Source organism: Spirulina subsalsa PCC 9445 (assembly GCF_000314005.1).
GTDB classification, from domain to species: Bacteria; Cyanobacteriota; Cyanobacteriia; order Cyanobacteriales; family Spirulinaceae; genus Spirulina_A; species Spirulina_A subsalsa.
In genome coordinates this window covers 3,786,206-3,799,159 of sequence record NZ_JH980292.1, presented here as the reverse complement: position 1 = coordinate 3,799,159, position 12,954 = coordinate 3,786,206, and the positions used below count along the sequence as shown (strand labels likewise).

Sequence of the window (12,954 nt, the reverse complement as noted above, 5' to 3'; positions counted from 1 at the left end):
TGCTCAACGCTAACGCTCGACTTGTTCTAACAATTGTTGGCCTCGAATAGAATTGGGATATCGCCGTAACACCTCCTCAATCACCGCTTTTGCTCTTGTCCATTGCTGTTCAAAGATTAACGCTTGGGCTAAATCTAACGCCATTGTGTTGTTATCGGGAATAACATCATGGGGTAAGCGGGATAAGGCCTCACGGAACGCCTCCCTTGCCTTGGATTCCTGCTCTAAGTTCAAAAAAGCCACCCCCAAACGGAAATAGACCCAACTTTGTTGGGGGGCTAAGAAAATCGCTTGTTCATAAGCTTGGGCAGCCGGGGCAAAGGTGCCTTGTTCCATGAAAACATCAGCAATCATTTGATAAACAATGGCGTCCTTATCATCATCAGTAAACGGCTGTAAGGCTGTGTGGAACTCCACCACCTGACGAAATAGAGGAAAGGCTAAATTAGCTTGATGAATCCACGTGAAAAGATAGCCCAAATCATAATAAGCCCAGACTAATTCTGGGTTGAGGTCGAGCGCTCGTTCTAAAGCGGCCTGGGCTGACTCATAGTCTTCTAAACGAAATAGAGTATATCCGAGGCGATTGTAAGCAAAGGCAAACTGGGGGTTAATTTCTAGGGCTTTTTGATAGGCTTCCACCGCCTGAGTCCAGCGTTCTCCTTGTTCTAACGCCCAACCTAATTCAAAATAGGCGATCGCATCCACCGGTCCCTCTACAAACACCGGAGCCTTATTCGCCTCCCCCTCCACCCCCCCATCCGTCACCGGTTCCCCCAAAGGAGTGTACTGACGATCATCCAAAATTCGACCATAGAACGGATCTTGAGCAATAGCCCCCCGATACATCCCCCAAGCCCCCTCCAACTCACCCGCCACCACCAACGCCCGGGCTAACCGTAACCGCACATAAACCCCCTCCATCCCCTGTTCCGGCAACAATTGCGCCAAAACCTCCTTATAAGCCGCGATCGCCCCCGCCACATCTCCCCCACACAAGCGAAAATCCCCCACCCTCACCCCATCCATCGGCTCCTCAACCACCGACGGCATCTCCACCCCCTCACAACGTAACCCCGTCGGCACAGACTGCGCCAACACAGCCCCCCCCCATCCCGTCAAACCCAACACCAGCGCCAAACCGTAGAATAAACGCATCACAACCTCCCATCAATGGACAGTCGAGGCAAAACCCAACACACCCCGACCCAGAAAAACCACCATTACCGCACCGTTACCACCACCGCCTCACTTTCCACCCCCAAACGATTCACCGTAGACACCCCATAAGTCCCCGCCGGAACCGTCACCCGGCGCGTGCCAGACGGCAAAATATCCCGTAACTCCCAACGACCTGAAACCTGTTGATACAACGACCAAGCCCGCACCTCCCCCACATTCGTCGCATCCCACGACAACTGACCATTCACCACCCGCACCCGAGCCGGAATCATCGGCGGTTGACTCGGTTTCCCTGCCATCAACGGCACCAACGCCGGTTTCACATAAACCCGGCTCTTAAACGCCTCCGTCAACCCCTGCCAATTCTCCAGAAACGGACTCATATAATAAAAAATATTGCCCAGCGCCCGTTGATTCGCCATCCCCCGCGTAATCTCCACCTGCCGTTCAAACTCATTCACATCCCAAGTATTACTAGACAAACGCGCCACATTATTTCCTACATAAATATGCGCCCCCCTCGGATTATTATCCGTCCACCACTTCAACAGAACCGGATAACTTTGCGCTGGAGGGTCAATCTTCCAGTACAACTGAGGTGCCATATAATCCACCCAGCCCTCCGCCAACCACTTTTTCGGATCCGAATAGAGATCATCAAACTGACTCAACCCCCGAATCCCCTCCGGTTCCCCCGGACGATAAATCCCAAACGGACTAATCCCAAACTTCACATGAGCTTTCGCCTGCCGAATCTCCCGCGCCAAACGTTCCACCAAACGATTCACATTATCCCTGCGCCAATTCGCTAACGATAACGTCCCCCCCTGCTCCTGATAAGCCCGATACGTCTCCTGATCCGGGAACGGCACCCCCTGAATCGGGTAAGGATAGATATAATCGTCAATCTGGATCCCATCCACATCATAACGACGCACCACATCCAGAATCACCTCACAAGTCCGGTCAATCACCACCTGCTGACCCGGATCCATCCATTCCTCATTGCCATACTTCAAAACCGCTTCGGGATGAACCGCCCCAATATGGGGAGGAATCGTCGTATAGGTTTGATTGCCACTCCTCGCCCGGTAAGGATTAAACCAAGCGTGAAACTCAATATTGCGCGCATGGCATTCTTGAATCCACATCTCCAACGGATCATAGAACGGATGGGGCGGTTGTCCCTGAACCCCCGACAACCAAGCCGTCCAAGGTTCACGCCCCGACGCGTACAGCGCATCCCCTTCCGGGCGAATCTGCACACAAACCGCATTTAACTTCACATCCCGAATCGCATCAGCAATTTTCCGAATTTCTGCCTGTTGTTCGGCTGTAGACATCCCCCGTTTTGAGGGGAACGTCCGATTCCAAATCGCCGGAACCCACACCCCGCGAAACTCCCGTTGATGACTCACCGCCACCGTCGCCGGTTGGGGAGGACTGACAATAAAATTAGAGAAAATATCCCCCACCTGCCCAGAGTAAACCATCGCCTGATAAATCATCGCCGCCACTTCCCCCCTCGTCGCGGGCTGATTAGGGCTTAATTGCCTCACATTGGGATGATTCACCACCAAACTGGCGCGAGTAGCATTTTTAAGTGGTTCAATCGCATAGGCCGGAATGCTCGCCGCATCAAGATAATAGTCCGTTAAATTCACATCCGGGATGTGGGGCAGTTCAATCCTTAAACCATTCGCCAAAGCCACCAATACCTGAACTTTAGGGATTTCCAGATGGGGGCGAAACTCTTGATTCGGGAACCCCGAAATAAAGCCCATCGTGTAAGCATTATTAATCGCTTGAGCCGCCCAAAATGTCCCCGCCACATCTCTAAATTGAATCGCTGGCCGCACCGCCGGCCGCCTTAACGCCGCTTGAATCAAAGCCGCAAACTGCGCCCGATTGACCGCTTGATTGGGGCGAAACGTGCCATCGGGAAACCCAGTGATAATCCCTTGCCTCGCCAAAGCCTCAATAAACGGTTGCGCCCAATGGCCTCGAATATCCGGGAAAAGCGGCGCACTACTGGGGTTATCCAGCGCAATCACGGCCTGATAACCGCCCGGAGACACATTGGGCGTTCTGGCAATTAACATCCCATCGGCGGTGACTGTGGCGGTGGTTTTCAGGGTTTTCATAACAGGTGGCAATCCTTAAGCGTTTTCTAAATCCATGTTCTATTTTCTCACTGAAATTGCTGGGGAGAGTGGGGGGAGGAATCATTAATGATTCATTACTACATGAAACCCGTTGGATTTTATGAATAAAAATAAACTTCATGAAATCTTTACACCTGAAAATAGCTATTTAACTAAAAAACGTTATGAATTCTAAGCGAATCTTTTGATTAAAAATTTCAATATCTCCAGCACTTTTTGAACAAGGGCTTGCCTCTGTTGGTTTTTGGCTGAAGTTTCCGGGGGAGAAAAAAACTGTTGCTTAATTTGATGAGCGAGTTCTTTAACTAACGGAATACAAACCGAATTACCAACTTGTTTGTACGCTTCACTTGAGTTAGAATGAATGGAAAAGTCATCAGGAAAACCCATCATTCTATAACATTCTTTAAGGGTTAGTTTTCTGACTCTTTTTTCGTCAGGCAAATAAATAAAAAAGCGTCCAGACGTTTCTTGAGAGGGAAGAGTAGGATGTACTCCTTCAATGGAATAGATTCGATTGGGTTGGCGATGCACTCTCGACAGATGCTTGGTATTAGGTCGAATGCCTTTGCGCCAAATTCCTTTATTCCGATATCCGACAAAGATTAAACCAGAGTCTTGTTTTTTCGGATTTTCAATTAATGTATAGTCTTCGGGGTTGAGATATTCAAAATCTCCTTGTTCTACCAAATATTCTTTTAATTGGGGTGTGACGGCATTGGCTTCAAGTTTGGTAAAATCAAATTTTTTAAACAACGACGCGACAATAAACACCCGCTCTCGATTTTGAGGTACGCCAAAATCCTTGGCGTTTAAAAGCTTGTAGTTGACGTGATAGCCTAAATCTTCTAGGGCATATAAAATAACGTCAAACGTTTTGCCCTGATCATGATGTAATAGGTGTTTTACATTTTCTAAAATGACAACGGTCGGTTGATGAGTTTTAATGATCTGACATACATAAAAGAATAATGTCCCTCTGGTATCATTAAATCCTTCGCGCTTGCCGCAAATACTAAAGGGTTGACAAGGAAATCCTGCGGTTAAAACCGAAAAATCTGGAATTTTTTCTAGGTTAATTTGAGTAATGTCTCCGGCGGGATGTTCTCCGAAGTTTTGAGCATACACGGTTTGACAATGGGGGTTATTTTCGCAGGAATAAACACAGTGGTAGCCAACGGGTTCAAATCCTAAACGAAATCCTCCGATTCCGGCAAAAATATCTATAAATTTTATGGGTTTATGCTCGTTCAAGGGCGGATAGGAAATAAGGAAAGGCTGGCTGGTTGTTGGGCTTTAGCCCTATCTTTTATTTGGGGTGCGAACAGGTAAAGGGGATGACGATTTTGTTGGCGATCGCCTGAATGGTAATTTCGAGACGGGGGGGGGACTCGTGACAGAGTAAAATTCCGCTATAGCTACCACTGCTATCACTGAATAATAAGTTACTTTGACCTTGGGTGTGGAGGGTGAAACTGCCGAGGGTGATTTGTTGCAGGTGGGCATCAATGCGCAATTCGCGATCGCCTAATTGATCCAAAATTAACACCTGTTGGGTCAAGGGCATCACCCGGAATAGCAAATGACGCACCTGAAAACTGAGAATATTCGGTTGCACAGACTCAATCACCACATCCGGGGGGAGTCCTTGAATCGAGGTGTCGCTGTCACTGGGGGGGGGAGAAGGGACCGTCGGAGTGGCATCGGGAGGAACCGGAATCGGACGAGAGAGGTGATCTAAGGCAATCCCCCACTGTTGGGATTTACGCTGCAAATCAGCCCGACTTTTGAGGGCTTTTTTCACTTGTCCCTGTTGACTAAAGTCCTCTTCTTGGGTTTTCTTATTGGCTAACCAACGATGACGGGCAAAATCAGCAATCTCTGCCTCCTCATGCTGGGTGTAACGGTCGTAATAGTCCAAAATATCGCCTAAAATACCCACTCGTTCTAAGGTAACGCCCAATTGCGGCACAGAGAGCCATAAAGACCAGTCAGGGTGCAGGAGGATATAATCCTTCAAGACCTGTTGATACTGCCGTTGTACGTCCTTAGAGAGTTGATCTGGGGTTAATTCAGAATAGGCCAACTGTTGGGCAAACCATCCGGTTAACGCCACTTGTTCCTCTCCGGGAAGGGGATATTTTTCTAAAAGTGCGATCGCCTCCCCCCATTGGTGATGTTCGATTTCATCAGACAACACCGACTGAAGGGCGACTTTGTGTTCCCCTGCGGCGATCGCCTGTTCCAAACAAAACCCCACCTTGTCCCGATTCCCCAACTCCGCATACACTAACAAAGCCTCTAACCAGAGTTGACTCGATTCTAACGCCGGCCCCACATAGGTTAACCAATCCGGAGTACGGGGTTGATTTTCGCCGTGCCATGCCGTCAGAATATGACCAAATTGTTGAGCGTGCGCCCAATATTCTAAACTCTCAGGAAGTCCCACAATTGCCGCTTTTGCTAGTTGATAATCTAAGGTTGCCGTCTGATCGATCCTATCCCAACAGTGAACCGCTTGTTCATAGTTTTTCGCCCGATAGAAACAATCCCCCGCTAAAGCACACATTCTAGGATCCTTCCCCGTGACCAAATGGGCTAAAACTTCTCCGAATTGTTGCCACTGTTCCCGTTCTACCTCCCCAGCAGGCTCTAAAATCTTCTCAATGGCCTGAGCATAGCCTTGAATTGCTATTTGCCATTGGGCTTGGAAACGGTGACTATCGAGAGTATTGGCCGCCACTTCCTGACAGAACAAATCTGTCAACTGTTCAATCTGCTTAAAAGTGGGTTGATCCGTCGCTAAAAACTCCACCAGAGGGCGCATCGTTTGGGCTTTTTTCTCCACCTCCCCCGGATGATTATACCACGCCCAAAGCTCCTCCCAGTTCATCCCTGCCCAGAAACAATTCCACGCTTCCGCCCAATTTTCCACCCCTTGGAATAATTTCCCCGCCTCTTGGTAATGCTCCTCTAATTTTAACGCCCAAGCCTCACAAGATACCGCCTTAAATTCATCACCAATCTGTTCATAAGCCGCCTGTGCGCGACGCAGGAGATCGGGATTTTCGCTATTAATGCCCTCGGTTTCAAACGTTAGGGCAATGGCCGCAATATTATCCGCACTCATGGCCGCAATCCCATTACTCACCCCAAACAAGTAAACCCGATTCTGCCATTTTTCCCGTTCTTCCTCATCAGCTAAACGGGTTAAAAACCGCTCTAATTCTAACTCATGACTGCCATAGCGCCAGAGTCGTTGATCACCCAGGGGAGTGTCTACAACAAACAACCGTTCCGTTGCCCGACTGGTGGCCACATAGAGTTTATTGAAAAAGAACTTAACCTCTTCGGAATGACTCTCAGAAATTGTCCAGACATCCCGATGGCAGGCCTCCCCAAACTTATATAAAATTACCTGCTTAAATTCCAATCCCTTGGCCGTAATCGCACTCAGAACATTCCAAGGAGAAAAGCCCTGTTGGGGGCGAGAGTGACAGAGATTAGAAAGTAAGTAATCCTGTTGAATATAATCCGCTTCTCCCCCTTGATCACAGGGAACAATGATGATGGTATCCTGCAAATAATCTTGTAATTCATCAGGGGCGATATTTTCCCCTAAGATGAGTTTCTGGATGGGAAAATCTCCATGTCTGCGGGCTTTTTGGGGGTTAATTTCTGGCAGGTCAAATAATACCCGCCGCCAGAGTTGAATTAAGTTATTAAGTCCCACAATAGCGGGAGTTGAACGATAATTACATTCTAACTCCGCAAAGTTCATTTCTAGGTCAAGTTGCCCAGTGGGGGAAAGGGTGGTAATCACTTCATTATAAAACGCGGCTTTTAAACTCGTCCAACGGAAGCCCGTGGGGTTGAGTGTTTGTAGGGGATCTCCCGCAAAGGCAAAGGGTAAACTTTCAATATGTTGATGTTCTAAGTCATATTCGGAAAGTACCGACAGGCGCATAATTAACTGTAATTCTAAACGGGTGAAGTCTTGGGCTTCATCACAGAAAATGGCGGTATATTCGGCTTTATAACATTTGAGTTGCAACACCCGACGAATTAAGTCTTGATCATCCCATTTTCCGGTTTCTTTGAGATGATGATCATACCATCTCCACACGGTTTCATGGATTTGCTCAAAGAGTTCTGGGGTAACGGTGCGCTCTTTTTTGGGAATTTCTTGATAGTCTTCTGGTTCTAAATAACTATCCCGTTCGTCTAAATGATACCCTTTAATAAAGGTGCGGATAACTTGCCAGCACTGTTCGGGGGTATAGTCCCGCCAAGTGGTTTTATAAAACAGTTGTCTAAATTGATGAAATGAGATATAATTGGCATCATTAAAATAGTCCCGTTCTTCCAAAGGCAATAAGTTACGGAGGAAGCTACGGAAGGACTGGAAAAAGGGGCGAATATCGGGTAATTCTTCTAAATAACCTCGTTTGGCAAGGAAGCGGTGATGAGAGGCTAAAAGGGGAATCACTCGCTCTTGAGCGACTTTTAAAAGACGGTTGTTATAGGCTAAAAAGAGGGGATGGGGTTTGTCTAAAAGTCGTCGTTTTTGTTGTTGACGTTCCCGGAGATGGCGGTGGGCATAGTCGGCGAATAGATGGAATAAAAGGGTAGATTTTCCACTGCCAGCTTGTCCGTTTAAAAAGAGGGGTAAAGAGGGTTTGCTGGTAGAAACATCATGTAAAATAGCCTCTTCTTCGGCAGAGAGTGCGAGATTAGCCATTTCGTCTTTTTCAATGGCTAACCAGTGGCGTTCATCGGCTAATAAATAACTGGGGTAAGCACGACGGGCGATCGCACTTAATTCATCAAAATTCAAGGGAGATTGGGGGGGGGTATCCTCCCCAAAAATCGCCTGTAAGTCCTCTTGTAGCTCCTCTGAGCTAGGGGAATGGGCAAAAAGGGTCAAAAGTAACAAAATGTTCCGTTCTGGGGGTTCTAGGGTGGTAATTTGTTGATAGAAAACCCAGCAATCCCCCTCTTGATAGCGTTGAATACCTGGCCAGGGGGTAGCCTCTCCCATGTTCTCGATACTATCCGCCAAGTCCGCAATCAGCCGATTAAACGTCATCCACCGGGCTTGAATTTCGGGAGTCATGAAGCGCGTTAACCAGACCTCACTTTCATAAATTACCACCCCCGTTAAATCCATGCGTAAACTGGGACGATCTAACCAAGGGCGCAACTCATCGGGCAGGGGGGTAGCGATCGCGTGTAAATTGAGAGTCGCCGTCTTTTGTTGATTCAACCATTGCCAGAGGTGTCCCTCCTTGATTTGACTTTCCAGCGCATGATTGGCAAAATTTTCGCGATCGCGCAAAAACTCCTCATATTCGCGATCGCCCCGACGAAACACCTTTAACCAACAGAGAACCGGTTCCCCCCCAATGCGTCGAATCCGCGCAATCAGGCGTAAATTCCCCTCCTTACGCTTCAGATAGGGATAAACCCGCTCAAAACGGGCGAGAACCTGCTCTAAATTCATCGTTTTGAGGTCTTCACAGAGGCGATCCACATGATCCCCCACCCCCTTTTCTAGAACCTGCTCATTAAAAGTGTCGGTGCGATAAACGTACATCCCAAAATCCTAATCTGTATCTGCTGATACCTCCATTTTCCATTGTCCAATACTTTTGAGATTTGTGACGGATAGAACAGACAATCTATTATGCCGACCCCTTACCAAGTCACCTTCCCCGCCAAATTTTGCCGCACCCTCGGACCAATCCCCCGCACCCGTTCGAGATCCTCCAGAGAGCGAAAAGGCTGTTCCTGACGCGCTTCTATAATCCGCCCAGCCAGCGCTGGACCAATTCCCGGCAAAGTTTCCAATTCCGCTTGAGACGCCCGATTAACATTCACCAAACCCCCCACAGAGGGCGTCGCCGCAGGCAAGGGAGAGGGGCAATTTTCCGCCGCCTGTTCGATACGTTCCTGTACAAAAGGCGGCAGCCCCAGATTAGAACGACTGTAGAGACGGTCAAATTCCCGTTCATAGTGGGCAGCCACCACCGGATTATTAATCACTAGCACCACCTCATCATTGGTATGATTCGCCGCCCTTGACCAATTGTGAGAACCTGTAATGACCCTATGACCATCCACCAGCCCAAACTTATGATGGAGATTGTCCCCACGGGGCAACAGGGGAACCCCAACCGTTTGAATCGGATTTGCCCAAGGTCGATTATTGGCCTCTTCTTGGCAATTGTGGAGTAGGGCAACCCCCATCATATCCAGCCCCTCACTATAGTAGCGATAGGCAAAACCGGGGTCAATCAGAGCTTGAATAGAGACATTCGCCAGAGAACGTTCCTCCAAAATATTGGTAATGAACTGTTCAGAAAAGACAAACAGAGCCAACTTAACCGAATCCCTCGCCTGTTCTAGGTTTTGAGCGATTAAACCATTGGTGCTTTCCCTCCAGGGGCGAGTGGGAGAAGTCGGGGAAAATTGTACCGTAATCGTCGAGTGACCAACCGTGACCGTTTGGGGGGGACGATAAGGTTTTTGTAGCCCAAATAAACTATCCGGCTGTCCTCCCGGTCCATCGCCCCACATGAGATCAAACTCTTGGCGGAATAAATTTGCGATCGCCTCACTATTAATCCGTACTAAATTATTAGCATTACCCCGACTTTCGGGATTATAAAAGTCCCCATGCACCCCACTGGTCGTGAAATTCGCCGACCCTGTAACCACCGTGGCATCATCCACCAAAATAAACTTATGGTGCATCAGACCACTCCCCTTACTCCCATCTGCGGTATCATCAATCACCGGAATTCCCGCATTTTTGAGAATAACTAAAGAATCCCCCTGATTAATCTCCTCCGCACTCAGTTGACCATCTTGATTTTGGTCTACTAACGCCATAAACTCCCGATAACGGTTCTGTTGCCGTTCATCCAGTTGTTCAACTTCCGCCGCGCTGTAGCTACTCCAAGGGCGACTATAAAGATTTTCCAGAATAACACGCACCCTCACCCCCGCTTGATGACGTTGGGCTAACGCTTGGGCTAATCGCGGCAAGCGGAACTCCTGAATCGCCACATCAATCCGCCGTTGTCCTTGATTAATCGCCTCCACCATGATCTGTTCTAAATCATCCCCCGGTCGGGTTATTTGGCGGTAAGGTTCAGTATAGTCCGCCCCCCGTGCTTGGTTTTGGTTCATATACACCTTCACCCAAGGATCTTGAGGCAAAGGATCCGGACGATTTAAGGCACTGCTAGGGGACGAGAAAAAACCCGATTTCAGCCCCCATCCCAACAGGAGGACGATTAAAAAACTCAGCACAACCAGTCCAAGAAACAAACGCCGCATTTTCATGGATTCAGGCTCAATTTAACAGGGAGATGCGCCACCAAAACGCTCAATCAATTCTTCCCGAGATAACTGCATTAACAAGGGCGTAAATTCTGAAGCGGGCAAACTCAAGATAGCCTCTATAATTTCGGCTAACTCAGCATCAACTGCCCCAAAACGAAACTGAAGCAAATTCTCCACAACCAGACGTTCACCCCGTTCTAAACCTTGTTCTAAACCCCGTTCTAGACCTTGTTCTAAACCCTGTGCTAGACCCCGTTCTAGACCCCGTTCTAGACCCTGTGCTAGACCTTGTTCCAAACCCGATAGTTTGGCCGCTTCTAACTGTTGATCAAAAAGAGGAGATAACCGCATAATTAATTCTCTATCCTCCCAATTTGGATTAACATCTTCGTCTAAATGAGCTTTTAAGCGATTCAGTGCCATCAGTGTACTTTCTCGAAAGGGATTCTCTGGCGATAAGGCCTCTAATTCCTCAATCGCTTGGGTTTGTACTCTTCCCCGTCCTAATACCCTTAACCATAGGGTTTCTGGTGTTCGGGGTAGTTGATGAATCGCGACAATAATTGTCCGCAAGGTTGAGGGGAGAAAGTAAACCCCCATTGGCCAAGATTCTAAATCTAGGGTAGCACCGAATCCCGATAAGAGGGTTCTAGAGGCTGTGGGGGTGAGAATCCACAAGCGAGGGGGTGGAGTACCCAGGGCAATGCTCCCCCCTTGACGATTACTGTCCCGTTCCCATTCTCGGTCAATTTCCACTAATTTGACTAAACAATCTAGGATGGCTTGGGGAGTGGCGGGATTGCGGAAGGGTTCAAATAGGGCAGGGGTTTCAATGGCACGGGCTAAGATGCCCAAGGAGTCGGGGGAAAGGGTAAATGTTGGATGGGGGGAAAACCAAAGGTCTACCTCTCGCACTTCTGCGGGGATACGACGGGGGGATTGAATGATGCCGTAGGGGGTGAGTAGTTCTTCGAGGTAGTCTTTGGCGAATTGGTCATGGAGGAAGCGAGTCACGGGGTTTTTTCGGTCAAAATTAGCCAGATTTTACCATTTTGTGATCCAAGTGAGGGGAGAATTCAAACCCAAAACCCAACATTCCCTTACATTACCCCATTTTATATCCGGCTCGTTCTGCGGGGGTATTGGTAAGACCCGAGCCACGAATCCCCCACAACCCATTCAAGGAAGAAACGCCCCATTTTCCTGGATTCAGACTCAATTTAACGGGGAGATGCGCCACCAAAACGCTCAATCAATTCTTCCCGAGATAACTGCATTAACAAGGGCGTAAATTCTGAAGCGGGCAAACTCAAGATAGCCTCTATAATTTCGGCTAACTCAGCATCAACTACTCCAAAACGAAACTGAAGCAAATTCTCCACAACCAGACGTTCACCCCGTTCTAGACCCTGTTCTAAACCCTGTTCTAAACCCCGTTCTAAACCCTGTGCTAGACCCCGTTCTAGACCCCGTTCTAGACCCCGTTCTAGACCCTGTGCTAGACCCTGTTCCAAACCCGATAGTTTGGCTGCTTCTAACTGTTGATCAAAAAGAGGAGATAACCGCATAATTAATTCTCTATCCTCCCAATTTGGATTAACATCTTCGTCTAAATGAGCTTTTAAGCGATTCAATGCCATCAATGTACTCTCTCGAAAGGGATTCTCTGGCGATAAGGCCTCTAATTCCTCAATCGCTTGGGTTTGTACTCTTCCCCGTCCTAATACCCTTAACCATAGGGTTTCTGGCGTTCGGGGCAGTTGATGAATCGCGACAATAATTGTCCGCAAGGTTGAGGGGAGAAAGTAAACCCCCATTGGCCAAGATTCTAAATCTAGGGTAGCACCGAATCCCGATAAGAGGGTTCTAGAGGCTGTGGGGGTGAGAATCCACAAGCGAGGGGGTGGAGTACCCAGGGCAATGCTCCCCCCTTGACGATTACTGTCCCGTTCCCATTCTCGGTCAATTTCCACTAATTTGACTAAACAATCTAGGATGGCTTGGGGAGTGGCGGGATTGCGGAAGGGTTCAAATAGGGCAGGGGTTTCAATGGCACGGGCTAAGATGCCCAAGGAGTCGGGGGAAAGGGTGAATGCTGGATGGGGGGAAAACCAAAGGTCTACTTCTCGCACTTCTGCGGGGATACGACGGGGGGATTGAATGGTGCCGTAGGGGGTGAGTAGTTCTTCGAGGTAGTCTTTGGCGAATTGGTCATGGAGGAAGCGAGTCACGGGGTTTTTTCGGTCAAAATTAGCCA

The 12,954-nt window shown here is 48.5% G+C and carries 7 protein-coding genes; all 7 read right to left on the bottom strand.

Annotated elements, in window-relative coordinates; translation table 11 throughout:
• Positions 1 to 9: 9 nt before the first annotated feature.
• The gene (locus SPI9445_RS0117290) at positions 10 to 1,158 is read right to left on the bottom strand and encodes a tetratricopeptide repeat protein (protein WP_017306030.1); all 1,149 of its coding nucleotides are present in this window, start codon (positions 1,156 to 1,158) and stop codon (positions 10 to 12) included.
• Positions 1,159 to 1,223: 65 nt separating this feature from the next.
• Positions 1,224 to 3,326, bottom strand: coding sequence for a glycoside hydrolase family 10-like protein (locus tag SPI9445_RS0117285; protein ID WP_017306029.1), 2,103 nt, complete (start codon positions 3,324 to 3,326; stop codon positions 1,224 to 1,226).
• Positions 3,327 to 3,518: 192 nt separating this feature from the next.
• Positions 3,519 to 4,601: a DNA cytosine methyltransferase gene (locus SPI9445_RS0117280; protein WP_017306028.1), complete on the bottom strand. Its 1,083-nt coding sequence runs from the start codon at positions 4,599 to 4,601 to the stop codon at positions 3,519 to 3,521.
• Between the two features lie 55 nt (positions 4,602 to 4,656).
• Complete coding sequence (locus SPI9445_RS0117275) at positions 4,657 to 8,943, bottom strand: helicase domain-containing protein (RefSeq protein ID WP_017306027.1); 4,287 nt, start codon at positions 8,941 to 8,943, stop codon at positions 4,657 to 4,659.
• Between the two features lie 101 nt (positions 8,944 to 9,044).
• On the bottom strand, positions 9,045 to 10,697 hold the full coding sequence (locus tag SPI9445_RS0117270) for a phospholipase D-like domain-containing protein (protein WP_017306026.1): 1,653 nt from the start codon (positions 10,695 to 10,697) through the stop codon (positions 9,045 to 9,047).
• Positions 10,698 to 10,712: 15 nt separating this feature from the next.
• Positions 10,713 to 11,711 (bottom strand): FliH/SctL family protein, encoded by a 999-nt coding sequence (locus SPI9445_RS0117265; protein ID WP_017306025.1) that lies wholly within the window; start codon positions 11,709 to 11,711, stop codon positions 10,713 to 10,715.
• Between the two features lie 206 nt (positions 11,712 to 11,917).
• On the bottom strand, positions 11,918 to 12,928 hold the full coding sequence (locus SPI9445_RS0117260; RefSeq protein ID WP_017306024.1) for a FliH/SctL family protein: 1,011 nt from the start codon (positions 12,926 to 12,928) through the stop codon (positions 11,918 to 11,920).
• Positions 12,929 to 12,954 lie beyond the last annotated feature (26 nt).